The sequence below is a fragment of the Pseudoalteromonas sp. Z9A4 genome (genome assembly GCF_011378845.1).
GTDB classification, from domain to species: Bacteria; Pseudomonadota; Gammaproteobacteria; order Enterobacterales; family Alteromonadaceae; genus Pseudoalteromonas; species Pseudoalteromonas arctica.
The window spans coordinates 99,471-117,897 of sequence record NZ_WTLA01000003.1 but is presented as its reverse complement, the minus strand read 5'-3'; the positions used below and the strand labels follow the sequence as shown (position 1 = coordinate 117,897).

General features: G+C 40.2%; 15 protein-coding genes and 1 CRISPR repeat array. Of the genes, 2 read left to right on the top strand and 13 right to left on the bottom strand.

What is annotated here, in order from left to right:
* Positions 1-36 precede the first annotated feature (36 nt).
* From GQR54_RS03905 to GQR54_RS03860, 10 genes are all read right to left on the bottom strand, one after another.
* The gene (locus tag GQR54_RS03905; protein ID WP_010552975.1) at positions 37-774 is read right to left on the bottom strand and encodes a DUF1365 domain-containing protein; all 738 of its coding nucleotides are present in this window, start codon (positions 772-774) and stop codon (positions 37-39) included.
* Positions 767-2,023 carry an FAD-dependent oxidoreductase gene (locus tag GQR54_RS03900; protein WP_166376600.1) on the bottom strand — a complete coding sequence of 419 codons (1,257 nt, stop codon included), beginning with the start codon at positions 2,021-2,023 and terminating at the stop codon, positions 767-769. The genes GQR54_RS03905 and GQR54_RS03900 overlap by 8 nt, the downstream gene beginning before the upstream one ends.
* On the bottom strand, positions 2,020-2,730 hold the full coding sequence (locus GQR54_RS03895) for an SDR family NAD(P)-dependent oxidoreductase (RefSeq protein WP_166376599.1): 711 nt from the start codon (positions 2,728-2,730) through the stop codon (positions 2,020-2,022). The genes GQR54_RS03900 and GQR54_RS03895 overlap by 4 nt, the downstream gene beginning before the upstream one ends.
* Before the next feature lie 2 nt (positions 2,731-2,732).
* The gene (locus tag GQR54_RS03890; protein ID WP_024592207.1) at positions 2,733-3,161 is read right to left on the bottom strand and encodes a nuclear transport factor 2 family protein; all 429 of its coding nucleotides are present in this window, start codon (positions 3,159-3,161) and stop codon (positions 2,733-2,735) included.
* A 1-nt stretch (position 3,162) separates the two neighbouring features.
* Positions 3,163-4,557, bottom strand: coding sequence for a deoxyribodipyrimidine photo-lyase (gene phrB / locus GQR54_RS03885; RefSeq protein WP_165728010.1), 1,395 nt, complete (start codon positions 4,555-4,557; stop codon positions 3,163-3,165).
* Positions 4,557-5,510, bottom strand: a complete 954-nt coding sequence (locus tag GQR54_RS03880) for a DUF523 and DUF1722 domain-containing protein (protein WP_165728011.1) — start codon at positions 5,508-5,510, stop codon at positions 4,557-4,559. Before GQR54_RS03880 ends, phrB begins: the two co-directional genes overlap by 1 nt.
* Positions 5,511-5,518: 8 nt before the next feature.
* A complete protein-coding gene (locus GQR54_RS03875) occupies positions 5,519-6,199 on the bottom strand; it encodes a ChrR family anti-sigma-E factor (RefSeq protein ID WP_166376598.1) in 681 nt (226 codons plus the stop codon).
* Positions 6,192-6,815, bottom strand: a complete 624-nt coding sequence (locus GQR54_RS03870) for a sigma-70 family RNA polymerase sigma factor (RefSeq protein ID WP_010552978.1) — start codon at positions 6,813-6,815, stop codon at positions 6,192-6,194. The genes GQR54_RS03875 and GQR54_RS03870 overlap by 8 nt, the downstream gene beginning before the upstream one ends.
* 68 nt (positions 6,816-6,883) lie before the next feature.
* Entirely contained in the window at positions 6,884-7,462 is a 579-nt protein-coding gene (locus GQR54_RS03865; protein WP_166376597.1) for an LON peptidase substrate-binding domain-containing protein, read from the bottom strand.
* 235 nt (positions 7,463-7,697) lie between these two features.
* Positions 7,698-7,970 (bottom strand): hypothetical protein, encoded by a 273-nt coding sequence (locus GQR54_RS03860; protein WP_166376596.1) that lies wholly within the window; start codon positions 7,968-7,970, stop codon positions 7,698-7,700.
* Between the two features lie 299 nt (positions 7,971-8,269).
* On the opposite strand from GQR54_RS03860, the gene GQR54_RS03855 reads away from it, so the two are divergent.
* Complete coding sequence (locus tag GQR54_RS03855) at positions 8,270-9,961, top strand: alkaline phosphatase D family protein (protein ID WP_166376595.1); 1,692 nt, start codon at positions 8,270-8,272, stop codon at positions 9,959-9,961.
* 60 nt (positions 9,962-10,021) lie between these two features.
* On the opposite strand, the gene GQR54_RS03850 is transcribed toward GQR54_RS03855, so the two are convergent.
* Positions 10,022-11,506, bottom strand: a complete 1,485-nt coding sequence (locus tag GQR54_RS03850) for a cellulase family glycosylhydrolase (protein ID WP_166376594.1) — start codon at positions 11,504-11,506, stop codon at positions 10,022-10,024.
* Between the two features lie 400 nt (positions 11,507-11,906).
* Positions 11,907-12,257 carry a hypothetical protein gene (locus GQR54_RS03845; protein WP_166376593.1) on the bottom strand — a complete coding sequence of 117 codons (351 nt, stop codon included), beginning with the start codon at positions 12,255-12,257 and terminating at the stop codon, positions 11,907-11,909.
* A 185-nt stretch (positions 12,258-12,442) separates the two neighbouring features.
* On the opposite strand from GQR54_RS03845, the gene GQR54_RS03840 reads away from it, so the two are divergent.
* On the top strand, positions 12,443-13,072 hold the full coding sequence (locus tag GQR54_RS03840; RefSeq protein ID WP_166376592.1) for a hemolysin III family protein: 630 nt from the start codon (positions 12,443-12,445) through the stop codon (positions 13,070-13,072).
* A gap of 26 nt (positions 13,073-13,098) precedes the next feature.
* A CRISPR array of direct repeats spans positions 13,099-17,624; the repeat unit is 28 nt; unit sequence TTTCTAAGCTGCCTGTGCGGCAGTGAAC.
* A 128-nt stretch (positions 17,625-17,752) separates the two neighbouring features.
* On the opposite strand, the gene cas6f is transcribed toward GQR54_RS03840, so the two are convergent.
* Positions 17,753-18,406 carry a type I-F CRISPR-associated endoribonuclease Cas6/Csy4 gene (gene cas6f / locus GQR54_RS03835; protein WP_166376591.1) on the bottom strand — a complete coding sequence of 218 codons (654 nt, stop codon included), beginning with the start codon at positions 18,404-18,406 and terminating at the stop codon, positions 17,753-17,755.
* Between the last annotated feature and the right edge of the window lie 21 nt (positions 18,407-18,427).

Sequence of the window (18,427 nt, the reverse complement as noted above, 5' to 3'; positions counted from 1 at the left end):
AAAATACCTATTAATTGTCCTGACTATCGATGTGCTTTATGGCTTACCTGAGTGACCTAAAAAAGGCACTCGCTTTATAAACAACTTTAACGCTTGATAATAAATACCTTTGAAAATAGACCATGTCATGGCCGGAAAACGTTTAAACAACTTATTAATCTCTTCGTTAGTGAGTTCTTTACGTTTCAAGCGAAGTGTTGCATCAAATAATAACTCTTCATTTCGCTTATTTTCAATGTGTATCAATGTTTTATCAGGCGATTGTTTAACATGCCAATGATAGTTCATATCCAGATTCATAAAAGGTGATACGGAAAAAACCTTCTTAAAGTTCACTTTTTTTTCTAAAGGGACTAAATAATAATGACGTTCGTTCCATGGTGTATTACTCACTTCAGCTATCATGTACTTAAAACGGGTGTCGTTGTGGCCAAAAAAGTAAAAATTAACAGGGCTAAAATACACACCAAAACAACGAAACTGCCCTAACATGTAAATATGAGAAAAGGTTTCAGTAATACCTAAATTGGCAAGTTGATCATGCGCACGCTCAATAAGAGGTCGTTTCGCAAGTTCTGAGGTATCTTTAAGATAATCAGCTTCATTAAATTTTAACGCTTTTAAGCCTGATGTACCTATGTGCTTATGCACACCATTTAGTTGTTGAGGATTATTTAAATCTACCCACATCATATACAAAGGGTAACTAAAACGATGTTCTTTAACAGCAAAACGGCGATGTTTTACATCGCCTAAATACACTGCACTAGTCAAATTCGACCCCAAGTTGCTTGGCTACATCTACACCACTGTGTACGCCATCTTCATGGAAACCATTGTACCAATAAGCACCACAAAAATAACTATTGTTTTGTCCATCAATACTGTGTTTAAGCTTTTGAGCAGCAATTGACTCTTGGTTAAATACAGGGTGATGATAAGTAAACTCGCGCAAAATTTTACTCTGGTTTATTCCTTCAAGATGATTAAGCGTTACACAAAACTGTGTATCCGATTGTATACCTTGCAAAATATTCATTTGGTAAGTAACAACAGCTGCTTTATCAGTGTTGTTATTAAGTAGGTAGTTCCAACTTGCCCATGCCGCTTTTCTATCTGGTAAAAGATTTGTATCGGTGTGCAGCACAACTGAGTTCTCAGTGTAAGCTATTGCACCCAATACTGACTTTTCTTGCTCAGTCGCATCACCAAGTAGTGCAAGCGCCTGATCTGAATGACAAGCAAATATTACTTTATCAAACTTACTTAATTCACCATTGGCAAACTCTATTGTTACCTCATCATTTTGACGCGTAACAGATTTAATATCTGTATTAAGTTTAATTTTATCAGCAAAGCCTCTGATCAGTGGCTTAATATACTGACGAGAGCCACCTGGTACTACATACCACTGTGGTCTGTTTGTTACATCTAAAAGGCCATGATTAAAGAAGAACTTAACAAAAAATTCAACGCCTACATTGTCCATTTCTTTAATACTGGTAGACCATATAGCCGCGCCCATCGGAAGAATATAATGGTATTTAAAAAAGTCATTAAAGTGATTGTCACTAAGCAGTTGCCCTAATGATTGATCAGACTGGTAATCATCTTTTTCATGTAGTGCTTTACACAGTTTGTTAAACCTAACAATGTCGTACAATAATCGCCAAAACTTAGGTCTAAAAATATTACGACGCTGTGCAAACAGGCTTGTAAACGTATGGCCATTGTATTCAAAGCCAGTGGCTTCGTTATGAACACTAAAGCTCATCTGCGTTGTTTGTTTATCTACACCAATACGCGATAGTAACTTTTCAAAGTATGGGTAAGTTCTGTCATTAAATACAATAAAGCCAGTATCAATTGCGTATTTTATGCCGCACACATCAACATCAACCGTTGCAGTGTGACCACCTATATAATCATTTTTTTCAAATACGGTTACATCGTAATGTTTATGAAGCAAATGCCCACATGTTAAACCAGATACACCAGTTCCTATTATTGCTATTTTTTTCAACGGGCTAATCCTTTTGCGATTTTAAGCCAAATCGGGAGTGGTAAAATACGTAATGCTTTTAATATAAGTGTAAAACGGTACGGAAAGTGAACATCTTTTCGGCGCTTATGTATTCCCTTAATCATATAATCTGCGGCTTTTTCAGCGGTAACGGCCATAGGCATCGGGAAATTATTTTTATTAGTAAGCGGAGTTTTCACAAAGCCAGGGTGAACTAAAGTTACATCAACATCATCTAAATCAACAGCTAAGCTTTTTGCTAAGTAACTTACACCCGCTTTTGATGCACCATAAGCTTCTGAACGAGGTAGCGCAAGATAGGTAACACTTGAGCTGACCAAAACAAGCTGACCACCTGAATTTATTTTAGGAAGTAGCGCCTCAAGGCAATACCCCATAGAGAGTAAATTTACGTTTATTACACGTTCAAACAATGCACTATCAAAATTTCGGGCGTCATCTATATATTCACAGTTACCCGCGTTTAAAATAACACGGTCAAAATGAGGAAAGCCAACTGTCGACTCTTTAATATCTTGCAAGTTAGTTGCGTCAAATTTACATGCTTGAATATTGTCGTATTTAGCAAGTTCAGCGAGCTTTTCACTATTACGGCCACAAGCTATAACAGTGTCTCCCAACTGCGCATATTTAATTGCTAACTGCTCACCAATACCAGAAGTAGCACCCGTTATAAGTGTGATCATAATTAACCTGCCCTTTTATCAATTAGCTTTATAACACTACCAAGTAAAGGAATATGTTTGTACAGCAACTCGCCCACATTAAAGTAGTCTCTGTGCTTGATAATTTTGCCATTTTCAAAAATAAGCTTGCTATGACCTTCTACCGAAATAGTTTTACCTGATGAAAGCTTTGGATGTGCATAGTGCATAGTCCAATAGATAAAAGCATTGTTGCCGCTATCAAACGAATCATTAATATCAAACTGACAGTGCTTAACATTGCTATATAAGTTAGCAAAGTACCTGCGCAATTCTACAATGCCATTAATTTCATGCATCGGGTCTATAAACTGTATGTTGTCACAGTAAATATCACTCAATAAATCAAGATTAGTGCTATCAAGCTGTTGGTATATTTCAACAAATTTATCTACTGGTAACTGGTTATCCATATCACACCTTAAATGCAGCAAGTGCACGTTCTCGTGCCGCTTTATGATCAACTATTGCTGGCCAGTAACATTCTTTATCTTTACCTATTGTGGCTAAATAAGTGTGAGGAAAATGAATGTGTTTATCTGGCACGTTTTCAAGCTCTGGTAAATACTTACGGATAAACTTGCCTGTTGGATCAAAGCGCTCGCTTTGCCTGATAGGATTAAACACTCTAAAATAAGGCTGAGCATCACACCCCGTACTAGCTGCCCACTGCCAACCACCGTTATTTGAAGCTAAATCGCCATCAATTAAGTGCTGCATAAAAAAGCGCTCACCTTCACGCCAATCTATTAATAAATGCTTGGTTAAAAAGCTCGCAACAACCATGCGCAAACGGTTATGCATCCAACCGGTTTGCTTTAGTTGTAGCATTGCAGCATCCACTAACGGGTAACCTGTACGCCCTTCGCACCATGCTTTAAATTCACTTTCGTTTTTACGCCACACTACCGCGTTATACTTTTCGTTAAAGTTATCGCCGCGCGAAAGCTTAGGAAACTCAGCAATTAAGTGTCTGTAAAACTCACGCCATATCAGCTCGTTAATCCACGTAAAGGTTTTACTTTTCGACGTAGTTAAAATATCTGGATAACGCTGTTGAATATTAATAAGTAGCTGCTTAGTACCTACAATACCCAATGCTAAATAAGGGCTTAAACCCGATGTACCCTTTATGCTAGGAATATCACGCTGATCGTCGTAGCTTGTTAGCTTATCGCATATAAAGTTATCGACCACGGTTGCTAGTGTTTCATCGTCAACCGGCCACTTATCAGAGCTTCCATCACTTTTTAGTAAGTCACTTTCATCAAACTTTATTGGCTCAGAAGCTAAAGGCCATTGTGGCAAACTAAAGTGTGTATCTTGGTACTGCTTTAACCACGCTCGCTTAAACGGAGTAAACACTTTGTACATTTCATTACTTTGGTTTTTAACCGTGCCAACAGGTGCAATTAAATCGCCTTCGTACAAGGTAAAAGTAATAGAAAGCTCATCGCATTCATGCAAAATTGCCTTATCGCGATTTACTTCATTAAGCTCGTATTCTGCATTAGCTATTACATGTTTTACATCGTTTAACTTACAAAAATTAATAAGTTCACGCTCACAATCGCAAAAGCTTGGCGCTTCAATAATGTGTAAAGTAATACCGACATCAGCAAGCTGTGATTGAAGGTAAGCAACTCGGCGCTTGAGTAGGTCAATCTGAATAGGCGCAGCTTGATGTTGTTGCCACTGTTTTTCAGACACAAAAAAAATGGCGTGTTTAGCGCCATTATTAAGCGCTTGAATTAACGCCTCGTTAGAAAAAAGGCGCAAATCGCGCCTAAACCAAAATAATGTATCCATTAAATACCAAATCGTAATTTTAAATCGTGAGGATAAGGGTTAAAAAACACTTGTTTTTCAAGGTACTCATTTGGGTGAACCTTCAAATGATGTTTTAACAAGGTAAGTGGTACATATAATGGCACCAACCCTTCGCGATATTCATCTATTGCATCACGAAGTTCTTGTTTTTCAACCTTCGATAAAAATGTTTTAAAGTAACCTTGTAAATGCATCAGCGTGTTGCAGTTATTTCTTCGAGAAGCTGGCTTTTTAAGACCTGTCATCAAACCTAAAATATATTCATCAGCAACTGCGCTTATATCGTCACCTACATATGTTCCTAGTAGGTTACCTAAGTCGCGATAAGCTTGGTAATTATGAGCCATTAACAAGTACTTATACTGAGAATGAAATTGAGTAAGCTTGTGAACCGACAGCGGCTCTTGTACTAGCTTTTGCCAATTTTTAAAAACGTAAATTCTCATCACAAAGTTTTCACGTAAGTGCATGTCGTTTAAACGTCCATTTTCTTCACATGGCAACAATGGGTTATGCTTCATTATTTGCTCAGCAAAAAAACCAACACCTTCTGAGGTATTGCCTGTACCAGCTTCGTTGTATATTTTAATGCGCTCCATGCCACAGCTCGGGCTTTTAGCACAAAATACGAATCCGCTTAGTTCTTTAGCTTGTTCAGTTGCAATTTTTTTACCATATTCGGTAAGTTGTTGCCCTACTTCGCCGCTACCATCTGGGCGACATACTTTAATAGTATCGCCTACTTTAACTTGACGAATAGTTGGACGAGGTATCGGTAAACCTACTGCTACCTCCGGACAAAAACGTGTATATTCAACGTGTTTGCCTAATTCATCCATGCAAAAATTAGACTTTTTATGTCCTGTGTCAAATCTGACTTTTTCGCCTGCTAAGCAGGCGCTTATACCTATTTTTATTATATCTGTTTGCATATGTTCTCTTAGTAAATCAAATTACCGATTGGATTTAGTAACTTGCTGAAGCCCTTATTAAAATGTAGCGCACTACTGACAACTGTAAAGCATAAACATCCATCTTTCGTTAAAGGTGTATGTTGATGACTACCATCTTGCCAAATAAAGTCGCCTGGTACGTAATTACCATCTTCATCACTAAACTCACCGTCTAGTAGTAAAGTAACTTCAAATCCGGTATGTGTATGCTCAGGAATTTCACCACCAGCATCAATATGCAATAAGCTTGAACGCAGCGCGCCATCATCTAATGCAACACGAGAACGCGCTAGCTTACCAACTTGTGTAAATTTGCTATGAGAAATACGTGTTAAAGCACGCGGCAGCTGATAGTTGTGTTCGTTAATACTTACAGACACAGGCTCAACTTCATAAACCTCATCGATAGAATCATCAGACATGATCATATCAAGTACGTTTAATTCAAATTCTTCAAGTAATTCAGATTGCTCAGTTTGAGGTTTCTCAAATTTGGCTGGCTCTTCACTAAATAATGCGTCCGCATTACTTGCTTCAATTTTGGCTACTTTAGCTTGGCACGCAGGGCACATATCTACATGTATAGATACGGCTAAACTTAGTGATGTAGCAAGTGATGCATCGCAATACTGTGTCAGTAAAGTTTCACTCGGGTGATGTTTAATCATGCTGATCTCCCATTTCATTACGTAATTTTTGCAAGGCCAAACGTAATCGTGATTTTACCGTGCCTACTGGAATATTAAGTTGATGCGCAAGTTGCTCTTGCGACATGTCTTGAAAATAAACGCCTCTTACCACTTCGCGTTGAGCAATAGGTAATTTATCGAGGTAGCGTTTAATTTGCTTATCTTCTAAATGATCACTGTATTCGTGATGTGTATCTTGTGAGTCGTTTAATAACGGCCAAATGTCTTCGCTTATATTTTCTTCTTTATTACTTTTCATTTTACGAAGCATATCGAATGAAGCGTTACGCATAACGGTATAAACCCACGTAGTCGCCGCACCTTTTTCACTGTGATACAAATGTGCTTTACGCCAAACTGACGTTAGTGTCTCTTGCACAAGCTCCATAGCTTGCGCTTCAACACCAAACTGCTTAATTCCAAAGCGTTTAATTTTTGGCGCAAAGTATTCAAATAAATAGGAAAATGCTTTTTTATCGCGTGATTGCGCAACATCTATAAGCGCTTGCATGAGCTCTTTACTCGGCGTTTCTGGCATGGCAGTGTACTTACCTGTATTAGGTTCACAACGTGGTGACTGTTGTTGACTTACCATAATAATTTATCCCGTTATTGCTTTTGTATTAAGTAATACGGGCAATAATTAATTTAGGATCATAAAATTTAGGCAAATTCGTTATTAATCACAGTATGGAGGAAACTCAGCAAGTTATCAAAGTTCGTTTCAAACGCAAGTTGCTGTTTTTTCTCAATTGATATAGGTAGGAGCTCAAGCCAACGTGCTGCAATCCAAGGCAACTTGTCAAAATGAGTTTTTTTGTACAATAAATTAAGCTCTGAATTACCTGCAAATACGTTTTTAAGCGCGTCGTGTAATAGGTAATGATCGCCAATGTCGTTGTTAGAATCCTTATACCAATAAGGCGTATTGCAAGGCGACACTAAGCCATGACGTAGTTCGTCTTCGTCTTGGTAAACATCGTTTATTTGCACATTTTGCGAGGCAAATACATCAATTAATAGTACGTCGTTATCGTCTTGGTCAAAATCGATAATATCGACAAGGCAACCTTGCGCACTTATATTAAATGGCGTGTCGTGCTCAAATGTACAAAGCACAAACCCTGAATTATTTTTTAATGCGGTTTTAACCATATTTAAATAACGAGGCTCAAATATGCGTAATCGCGTAAAACCTTCAGGTAACATAAAAATGGGTAATGGAAAAATCGCACGTTTCATAAAGTCTACTTATTTCAAACACTCTGCCTTTATTTACGTGCGCTTTTGCTAAGTCGATCAGCTTTGTATGAATCGAATTAATTACCAGCTATATAATTGGTTAAAGATTAAACCAACCTCCCATAGCTTTAAACACTTGAACCGAGTAATAAGCGCTAATCATGCTTACTACGGGTGCTAACATTAATGCAAATAATCCAAGTTCACTGCTCATCGTTTTAATCCTTTAAGTGGTTTATTTTACGTTTTTAACGCTAGCGTCAGTATTTTTAAACGTTGCGCTATCTGTTAAAACGGGCTCATCTAATAACCCCTCTAAAACAGTTTTAGCATCAAAATAAAGCGTTTCCTTTAGTGATTTTTCAAGCTCGATTGTGGTTTGCTTTACGTAGCTTGCTACACTTTGAGTTAATATATCAGTTACATCTAGGTCAACTTCTACTGCATGAACTTGCGCAGAACCTAATACTAATAAACTTGCCATAGCGATTTTAATTGAATGTTTCATAATGGTATTCCTTGTTTGTGTATTGTTTAGACGTAGTTATATACTCAAGGGTTGTGCCAACATAAAAATAAATCGTAAGCAACTGTAATTAAACAACTTTACATTGATTGCTTTAATTTAATAAATTCATACCTCGTTAATTTAACCATTTAATTTAATTTTTTGACTATTTTTTAGTTAATAAATAAAAGAGTTTTAAGTGTATTAATACCGTCACAGTAAATACATTTATCGTTTATAAAAACGTCATATCTAACCATTAAAGTGCGCACCACTATTAATAATTAAAAAAGTGCAGTATGACCCTTTCATCTCGTCGAAATTTCTTAAAAACCTCAGCTGCAAGCATATTTACAGTTGCGGTATCGAGCGCCATTACAGGTTGTGCTCAAACATTAATGAGCAAGCCTCTATCAGCAATTGAATTTAAACACGGGGTAGCGAGTGGCGACCCGCTTAGTAATGCTTTAATAATATGGACACGCGCAACAACTTCTCAATTAACGTCAGAAGTAACTGTTGCTTGGGAGTTGGCAAGTGATTCTAAATTTAAAAATATTATTTGCAGCGGGCGCGAACAAACCGATAAAAGCCGCGACTTTACAATAAAAATAGATGTGCAAGACCTTACTCCAAATACAGAATACTTTTATCGCTTTATTGGGTTAAATACACAAAGCCCTATTGGCCGCGCTAAAACTCTGCCGGTTAGTAATATTGAACAAATAAAAATGGTTGTTGTGTCTTGCTCAAACTACCCTGCGGGGTATTTTAATGCCTACACAGATGCCGCTAAGCAAAAAGATTTAGATGTAGTACTGCATTTGGGAGATTACATTTACGAATACCCAATGGGCGGGTACGCCACACAAAATGCAGAAAACATTGGCCGCCAATTAGCAGCTGATAACAGCGGTGAAATTATTACCCTTAGCGACTATCGTAAACGCTATGCTATTTACAGAACAGACCAAGGCCTTCAAGCACTTCACGCTGCAGCGCCTTTTATCGCAATATGGGATGATCACGAAGTTACCAACGATACCTATAAAAGTGGTGCTGAAAATCATACCCCTGATGAAGGTGATTTTTTTAAGCGTCGCGCAGCAGCTATTCAAGCCTATTACGAATGGCTGCCAATTAGGCCACCTATGGGCGAACAAAGCCCGCAAATATATCGCACCTTCGATTTTGGTAATTTAATAAGCTTACATATGCTAGATACGCGCGTAATAGCACGCGATAAACAACTCGCTTACAGCGACTACAAAAACCCCGAGACCAAGCAAATGGATGTTGCGCGCTTTGTCAGTGATTTAAATAATCCAAAAAGGCATTTACTAGGTAACACACAACTAAACTGGCTCACCAGTGCAATAACTAAATCAAATGCAAAATGGCAAGTATTGGGCCAGCAAGTATTGATGACTAAAATGTGGCTACCTACTGAAATATTCTCGCAATCCGATCGCACTAAAATACCGCAGGTGTTAAAAGAGCTTGTTGCCATTAAAAAAGCCGTGTTAGAAAATAAAGCGGTAACACCCGCGCAACTCGCACGCGTAAATACTTTAATGCCTTATAATTTAGATGCGTGGGATGGTTACCCAAGCGAACGCGAAGCATTATATAAAAGCGTTACCGCATTAAATAAAAAGTTAGTCGTGGTTGCAGGTGATACGCACAATGCGTGGCATGGCATATTAAAAAATGCAAAAGGCGAAAGCGTAGGAGTAGAGTTTGCAACACCTGGCGTTACATCCCCGGGTATGGAGCATTATTTAGCGCTTAATACAGCACAAGCAAAGCAAATGGCTGACTCGCTTTCATTGTTAATAAACGACTTAAATTATTGTGACCTATCGCACCGCGGATATATGATACTGACAATTACAAACGAGCAAATCACAACCGATTGGCGCTATATAGATAACATAAACTCACCAAGCTACAATATTGTTGAACAACACCAAAGTGTTTATAAAGGCTGATACTTTTAAAAAGAAGGTAGATGTATTATTTACCTTCTTCGCATATTTTATTTAACGTGCTTAATTACAAGTATAAAGAAGCGTCCACGAAGCATCACTTCCTGGAAGGCTGTTTGTATACCAATTTGCGCTGTATGCATTACCTTGATATTGCATTTTATCGTCAGTGTTATTGTGAGTAAACGGACCACCTGAGTAATCTTTGTTCACCCAATTAGGGTATGCATTAATACCATTACAATCTGTTGAACTTACAACACTGCATCCATTTGTATCAACACTTGTACCAGCGGGTGTATCTGGGCACTGATCAATATCATCATTCACACCATCGATATCCGCATCGCTTTGTGGCTCAACTACTTCAACAACACAACCTATATTATTAACAGTTTCACCTGCAGGTGTATTAGGGCATTGATCAACATTATCGCTTATACCATCGGCATCGCTGTCAGTTACTGCACAACCAATACTATCAACCGTTGTACCTGCGGGAGTATTATTGCACTGATCAAGGCTGTCACTTACGCCATCCCCGTCGCTATCTAAATCAACATTGCTACTACCACCACCCCAACCTTGAATGATCTCTTTAACTTTAGTGCCTGACGATGTTAGTGAATTCCAACTACCGCCTGGAGTAAATAACGAAGCACCTTCGTTTTTATCGTTTAAAGCCCAGTTAGCGTGGCTAATATTGTTTGTTTTAAAAAATGCCATCCATGCATCGGTTTCATTAATATTAACACCACCATTACCATCAGCATTAACTGTTCCCCACTCTGTGGCGAATAGTGCAATGCCGTTATCGAGTGCTGTTTGTGCTTTATTTCGATACGATTGACCATGCGTGCCAGCATAAAAATGCAGAGTGTAAGCAATATTGGCGCGATCAATTGGGTTTTGTGATGCCACATCAACATCTTGCGACCACGTAGGCGTTCCAACCACAATTAAGTTATCAGGATCGATTGCTCTAATTTTATCAATAACTGTTTCTGCATAAGGCTTAATATCGTTAACCCACGAGATTTGTAACGGCTCGTTATAAATTTCATAAATAACATTGTCGTACTGCCCATATTTGGTAGCTACGTCTTCAAAAAAGCGAACTGCAGTTGCTTGATCGGTATGTGCTTCATGGCTATGAAAATCAATAATAACGTACATATCTTCGCTAATAGCGGCATTTACAACAGTATCAAGACGGCTCATATTGCCCTCCCAATCAAAGTTCAAACTACCACCAGTACTCGTACCATGGCCAATAGCGGCACGAATTAATGTTGCATTAAATTCAGTTTTTGCCTTTGCTACTGTTTCTGCTGTATAAAATTTTTCAGCGCCCCACCCCGTGTTACTCCAAAATAGGCTAGGTCCTGCAAAGCTTGTGCTTTCCCCACCTGCAAGAATTTGATTTCCACTCACCGTTAACTTTTCAACAGCGGCATTGGCCATTGTTGAGCATCCTAATAATAAAGCTAACGATAAGCTCGCCACTTTAAAATCCTTTCTTTTGTGATTATTTGAACTGTTATTCATCGTATTTCCTTAAATTGAAATTATCAGTCGTCATTGCTTGACGTAATAAATTGACACCAAACCAATACTTAATAGCCAAATAAAGTTAATTTGGCGAGCAGAAAGTACCATTTATTTATTAACATTAAATGAATAAAAAGGTACAAAGATAAGGATTTTAGTTAACTAAATATCAACAAGTGAGCGATTTAACGAGGTTTGAGGATTTTACTGGGTATATACAGGCATTTACACGATGTTTACATGATGCGGGCAAAAAATTTCGGTTACAAAAAATATGTATAAAAATGAAAAGGCGGTAATAATAATTATTACCGCCATCAATAATAGCTAAATATCAGGGATAAATATGCGGGAAGAAAATTAATAAGCCAACCAAACCGAGTTCTAATTAAGTGGCTTATTTTTTAGTGGGCAGCGCTTTTCTTCCCAAACGGTATGCATCCATCATGCTCAGCACCCAAATTATAATCATTAAAGGTAAATATTTATATTCAGCGAGTTGAGCGCAAGCGTCAGATGGTTGTTGCGCAGCTTTTAAAATGGCCGTAACCGACATGGGGATTTTTCCGTTTACAATTTCATTTGCAGTACACTGTGCAATCGCAAATATATCTTGTAGGGTTAAAATTAAAAGAACAGAAAATACACCTGCAAAAATAGCGCCTATAAGGTGTTTTTTTAAAGAAAAATGCCCCGCTCCAGGATAAACAATGGCGGTAAGTAAAGCAGCTTTTAGATCTTGTTTCATGGTTATTTCAGCTCGTAATATGTATTACACTAGACACCAACATAGTGAATTAATTCTCTTTAAAATCAAGTAAAAGCTAAAGTAGCGTATCAAATAAAGTTATTTAGAATTACTCACAGCTAAGATTGAAACCTTCAGCGTACAGTTGTACACTGAAATTAATTCCAATAGTGGTAGGAACAGTTATGTCGTTAGAAACGCCTTATTCCCGTAAAGAAGAGAAATTAAACGTAATCAGCCATGCACTCGGTATTATATTTGCCGCGTTTGTTATGTGGGATTTATTTAGCCAAGCCACCAGCACTAAAGCGTATATTAGTACTGCAATTTATGGCAGCAGCCTATTTGTGCTGTTTTTGTCATCCACTTTGTACCATGCCAGTATTCAACCGCGCTTAAGAGCCTTTTATAAAAAGTGCGATCACTGCGCCATATACTTATTAATTGCCGGCACCTACACTCCCTTTTTATTAATCTCATTAACCGGTGCTTGGTCATGGGCAACACTTACATTTATTTGGACTGTTGCACTAGCAGGCGTTGCGTACAAAGTATTTGTAAAAAACGGTAATAAAAAAATATCGCTCGCCACCTACTTGCTCATGGGTTGGTTTGCACTGGCTATTGTATATCCGCTTTATTCAAGTGTTGATGTAAAAGCACTTTACTGGCTACTTGCCGGCGGCATTTTTTATAGTTTAGGTACATTATTTTACAGCGCTAAAAGCACCCAATTTAGCCACGCAATTTGGCACTTATTTGTTATTGCTGGGTGTGTTTGCCATTATATTTCAATTAGTAATTATGTTTATTGAATAAGTTAGAGAGCAAGTTAATTGACCTCTATAGCTGCATATGCTGCAGTGAGCTTGACCCAAAGTGAACTCAATTTTCTAAGCTGCCTGTGCGGCAGTGAACGAAATTGCTAAATTATTACTCGCAGATCCACGTTTCTAAGCTGCCTGTGCGGCAGTGAACTCGCAGCGACTGACGGCACTGACGTTATCTTATTTCTAAGCTGCCTGTGCGGCAGTGAACTAGTGCTGCTGATATTTGAGAGCTTTGGGGTTTTTCTAAGCTGCCTGTGCGGCAGTGAACATGTACGTCCCCCCAAAGTTGGGTTCTCCTGCTTTTCTAAGCTGCCTGTGCGGCAGTGAACCATCATTTGCATTAAACTCACGCTTCCCGTAATTTCTAAGCTGCCTGTGCGGCAGTGAACATTACGGTATTGAGGATGGTCTGTTTTTATTTTTTCTAAGCTGCCTGTGCGGCAGTGAACCGCTCGGCACAGTTCCAGCGGTCACGGTAGAATTTCTAAGCTGCCTGTGCGGCAGTGAACATCGAATCTGCGCGCGCTCAAAGCCTCGGTTTATTTCTAAGCTGCCTGTGCGGCAGTGAACAAGCAATCTGTTGTCGCTTACGCTAGTGGATTTTTCTAAGCTGCCTGTGCGGCAGTGAACGGCTTATACAATATAAGCAAAGCACCAGTAGATTTCTAAGCTGCCTGTGCGGCAGTGAACACAGACAAGGACCCCGACGACACGTCGAGCATTTTCTAAGCTGCCTGTGCGGCAGTGAACATTATTCGCGCCCTAAAGCAGTTCCGCCGACTTTTCTAAGCTGCCTGTGCGGCAGTGAACCTGTATGCAGTCTCTATGGTTATTTTGTTTATTTTCTAAGCTGCCTGTGCGGCAGTGAACACCCAGCATTGAAAGCCAGCTTTTGCACATACTTTTCTAAGCTGCCTGTGCGGCAGTGAACCGTAACCTAGCCACACCTCGCGGTTGCCAAAATTTCTAAGCTGCCTGTGCGGCAGTGAACTAGTGAATAAGCCTTGTAGAAAAGCGCTATCATTTCTAAGCTGCCTGTGCGGCAGTGAACCTAAAGCAATTTGTGAAACTTACATTACGAACTTTCTAAGCTGCCTGTGCGGCAGTGAACTAGTTACTCAACGATAACCAATCATCCTGTGTTTTCTAAGCTGCCTGTGCGGCAGTGAACGTGTGCTTATCACTGGTGCTAAATTCCTTACTTTTCTAAGCTGCCTGTGCGGCAGTGAACTGCCCAGTTGATCGTTGAGTTATCTACAGCAATTTCTAAGCTGCCTGTGCGGCAGTGAACGGGCTAAGCTTTGCTCGTCGTCTTGCTCATGTTTTCTAAGCTGCCTGTGCGGCAGTGAACAATATATTGTACGTACCTTTCCCAGCGCTTTCTTTCTAAGCTGCCTGTGCGGCAGTGAACCGGTTGTTGTCTCGTCTTTAATAGACCCGTTATTTCTAAGCTGCCTGTGCGGCAGTGAACACCAAAGCATAGACAGCGCAAGCAATGCTGCAGTTTCTAAGCTGCCTGTGCGGCAGTGAACCGGTTACACGCATGTTCGGTACGAGCGCTAAGTTTCTAAGCTGCCTGTGCGGCAGTGAACGCTGATAGGTCGTTGTCGTTTAATCCTGCTATTTTCTAAGCTGCCTGTGCGGCAGTGAACCTAAAGCGCACCCTGCTTATACTTTTTGGACGTTTCTAAGCTGCCTGTGCGGCAGTGAACTTACTGTGGAGCATTTTATTAATTGCGTAACATTTCTAAGCTGCCTGTGCGGCAGTGAACATCAATAGCTTTTATAGTAGCCTTTGCAGATTTTTCTAAGCTGCCTGTGCGGCAGTGAACGAAATAAAACAAACCGAGATGGGTTACTCTCATTTCTAAGCTGCCTGTGCGGCAGTGAACAGCGCACGCCTAACATCGACCTCTTCTTGCATTTTCTAAGCTGCCTGTGCGGCAGTGAACGCTAAAGAGCGATCTGAAAGACTAGCTAGCGATTTCTAAGCTGCCTGTGCGGCAGTGAACCTCCAATTGATTATACGTACCAGTGGCAATTATTTCTAAGCTGCCTGTGCGGCAGTGAACATACATGAATAACAATGAAGAGAAAAAGTCGAATTTCTAAGCTGCCTGTGCGGCAGTGAACATTTGCTATCTGTTTATTTGTAAACTCCTTATTTTCTAAGCTGCCTGTGCGGCAGTGAACAAGCTTTTCATACATAGCCTTAGATTTAGCTATTTCTAAGCTGCCTGTGCGGCAGTGAACCCAAGTGGCCCGCAAGATTATTACGGTGTAATTTTCTAAGCTGCCTGTGCGGCAGTGAACTAATTACGTATACGATATTGTTATAGTATATGTTTCTAAGCTGCCTGTGCGGCAGTGAACAATTTTGGCAGTGAATCTCATTTTGCAATACATTTCTAAGCTGCCTGTGCGGCAGTGAACGCTGCGGCCTTGGTTGGTATCGGAATTCAGACTTTCTAAGCTGCCTGTGCGGCAGTGAACTTTGATGAGTTAGGTAAAAAGGTTCGCATAAATTTCTAAGCTGCCTGTGCGGCAGTGAACGTAAATCACCACAAGAGTTTTCAATGTTAATCTTTCTAAGCTGCCTGTGCGGCAGTGAACCAGAGTGGTCCGTATAACGAAAATGTTATCGATTTCTAAGCTGCCTGTGCGGCAGTGAACCCAGCACTCTGGGGTGGATTCGGAAGGCAATATTTCTAAGCTGCCTGTGCGGCAGTGAACTTTTAGCCATTTCTGACCAGTCAGTTTTCCACTTTCTAAGCTGCCTGTGCGGCAGTGAACGGGTATGAAATAGCCCTCTTCTGGTTTGTTAATTTCTAAGCTGCCTGTGCGGCAGTGAACTGTACCAACATTTGCCCACTCTGCTTTTTGCTTTTCTAAGCTGCCTGTGCGGCAGTGAACAGTGTCAGACGAATACGAAAAGCTTTACCACATTTCTAAGCTGCCTGTGCGGCAGTGAACTTAGCTTGAATATTTCATTTGTTAACACTAAATTTCTAAGCTGCCTGTGCGGCAGTGAACCCAATTATTTGCAGCGTCCCTTCCTTGCCTGTTTTCTAAGCTGCCTGTGCGGCAGTGAACCAGGAGTTAGATGGGTGGAAGTCCGTTCTGATTTTCTAAGCTGCCTGTGCGGCAGTGAACGAATGCTCACAAGGAAATTAAAGCACCGTTTTTTTCTAAGCTGCCTGTGCGGCAGTGAACGGGCAAGTAAATCCAGAATCATTCAGGGGGTTTTTCTAAGCTGCCTGTGCGGCAGTGAACTTTTATCTTTCCACTCATACATCACCCCTGTAGTTTCTAAGCTGCCTGTGCGGCAGTGAACTACTATCAACGAAAGCGGCTTTTCCATCAGTATTTCTAAGCTGCCTGTGCGGCAGTGAACGGTAATCAAGCGTGTATGTTGCACCGCCCTCTTTTCTAAGCTGCCTGTGCGGCAGTGAACCTGCCTAAGCCCTAGCGCAGTGTTTTGCATTATTTCTAAGCTGCCTGTGCGGCAGTGAACTTCTGTACAGATTTCAGACAGTTGGTTTTATTTTTCTAAGCTGCCTGTGCGGCAGTGAACAGCCGATCCGGCCGATGCAGCTTACCTTGTAATTTCTAAGCTGCCTGTGCGGCAGTGAACTTTGTATTGATCGCCTTTAAACTGCCTTCTTTTTTCTAAGCTGCCTGTGCGGCAGTGAACCTTTGATGCTAGCTACTATTGCGAGTATGACGTTTCTAAGCTGCCTGTGCGGCAGTGAACATTTAGTAATGTCACTGCTGAGGATATTTACTTTTTCTAAGCTGCCTGTGCGGCAGTGAACATAGCGAGATCTTTATTCAGCTTGGCCTTGATTTTCTAAGCTGCCTGTGCGGCAGTGAACAAAGCAGGATAATGGGCCAGCTCTTGGTGTTTTTTCTAAGCTGCCTGTGCGGCAGTGAACTATTTACAATATCGCTAATCGTGTAGTTTGTATTTCTAAGCTGCCTGTGCGGCAGTGAACTACATCGAGTATTTGATTGTTCACGCTGGCTATTTCTAAGCTGCCTGTGCGGCAGTGAACACTTAACGGGAACTCTTGAGTTGTTTTTAAGTTTTCTAAGCTGCCTGTGCGGCAGTGAACAAGCGCCAAAACGGTGAGTAAGACGAGTCGTTTTTCTAAGCTGCCTGTGCGGCAGTGAACGTGATGAGCTTCAAGATGCGCTTCTGCAGTATTTTCTAAGCTGCGCCTGTGCGGCAGTGAACATATTTATTTGCAGGAAGCCAAAGCGAAGAGCTTTCTAAGCTGCCTGTGCGGCAGTGAACTCCTTATCCAGCGCGTTAAATATTAACGGGTCTTTCTAAGCTGCCTGTGCGGCAGTGAACTCAGCTATTGAAGTTGTTGAGCCAGCCTCGTTTTTCTAAGCTGCCTGTGCGGCAGTGAACTTGTTGTTTATGGCGGTACGCCGGGCACACTTTTTCTAAGCTGCCTGTGCGGCAGTGAACTTTACTCAAAAATAACAGGAGTTGAGCCTCGTTTTCTAAGCTGCCTGTGCGGCAGTGAACAATAGAATATCACGCAAAAAACAAGTTACAACAGGTGATTAAGGTAAAATATGAATTTTTACCTTATTTTTATCGTTTGTTGTAACTTGTTGTTTTAGTTTTTTATTTTTAAAGAACAAAAATAAAGGTTAAAACTGGGGGATACTTGCCAGTTTTTCTTTATGGTTATGATTTACACTCAAACCATAACAATTAAACTTTCCAAATTGTTGCTCAGCAACGTCTACCTTTTTGATAAACAGTGGAAATTTTCTACTGCTAGCTAAATCACGTTGTTTCGTTTCTTGGCTTTCTAACCAAATAAAAGGTGCGTTGTTATTCGCTTTAGGTTTACTTTTTTCAAGCTCGGCTAAACAAATATCAAGCGGTTGTCCAGATTTTTCAGACCAACGCTGCGCTTTGCTGAGCATATCTTTTTCTATACGTGCTTCACCTTTGACTTGCACCCTAACAAAACTCACATGCGTCACCTTTTCTGGTACGGGTTTTATTGATTTTATATGCACGTAATCTTCAAAGCGATTAAGCCACTTAGCTATGTTTAATTCAGTTAGTTGCGACTCTGCATCTGCCAGTAATCTTAATTGATTACCTAACGGAAATACTTGCTCAGCACTTTTTTCAGCATTATAACGAGGGAAACTAACGGCAATAGCCGACTCATTATTTGCTACCTTGTTATCAACCAAGGCGATATGCACTTGTTGGTAAACCTTTTGCCAAATGAAGCCAAGGGTGATGTCGGCTTCTGGCAATAAGGTTATATCGAGATAATATTTCATTTTCTTTGTTCCTATATGAAA

Bases quoted from the DNA above. Each gene is read 5' to 3' on its own strand.
- GQR54_RS03845 (WP_166376593.1), bottom strand. From the start codon at position 12,257: ATGAAACAAGATCTAAAAGCTGCTTTACTTACCGCCATTGTTTATCCT.
- GQR54_RS03890 (WP_024592207.1), bottom strand. From the start codon at position 3,161: ATGGATAACCAGTTACCAGTAGATAAATTTGTTGAAATATACCAACAG.
- GQR54_RS03880 (WP_165728011.1), bottom strand. From the start codon at position 5,510: ATGCAAACAGATATAATAAAAATAGGTATAAGCGCCTGCTTAGCAGGC.
- GQR54_RS03850 (WP_166376594.1), bottom strand. From the start codon at position 11,506: ATGAATAACAGTTCAAATAATCACAAAAGAAAGGATTTTAAAGTGGCG.
- GQR54_RS03855 (WP_166376595.1), top strand. From the start codon at position 8,270: ATGACCCTTTCATCTCGTCGAAATTTCTTAAAAACCTCAGCTGCAAGC.
- GQR54_RS03865 (WP_166376597.1), bottom strand. From the start codon at position 7,462: ATGAAACGTGCGATTTTTCCATTACCCATTTTTATGTTACCTGAAGGT.
- GQR54_RS03840 (WP_166376592.1), top strand. From the start codon at position 12,443: ATGTCGTTAGAAACGCCTTATTCCCGTAAAGAAGAGAAATTAAACGTA.
- GQR54_RS03875 (WP_166376598.1), bottom strand. From the start codon at position 6,199: ATGATTAAACATCACCCGAGTGAAACTTTACTGACACAGTATTGCGAT.
- GQR54_RS03860 (WP_166376596.1), bottom strand. From the start codon at position 7,970: ATGAAACATTCAATTAAAATCGCTATGGCAAGTTTATTAGTATTAGGT.
- GQR54_RS03870 (WP_010552978.1), bottom strand. From the start codon at position 6,815: ATGGTAAGTCAACAACAGTCACCACGTTGTGAACCTAATACAGGTAAG.
- phrB (WP_165728010.1), bottom strand. From the start codon at position 4,557: ATGGATACATTATTTTGGTTTAGGCGCGATTTGCGCCTTTTTTCTAAC.
- cas6f (WP_166376591.1), bottom strand. From the start codon at position 18,406: ATGAAATATTATCTCGATATAACCTTATTGCCAGAAGCCGACATCACC.
- GQR54_RS03895 (WP_166376599.1), bottom strand. From the start codon at position 2,730: ATGATCACACTTATAACGGGTGCTACTTCTGGTATTGGTGAGCAGTTA.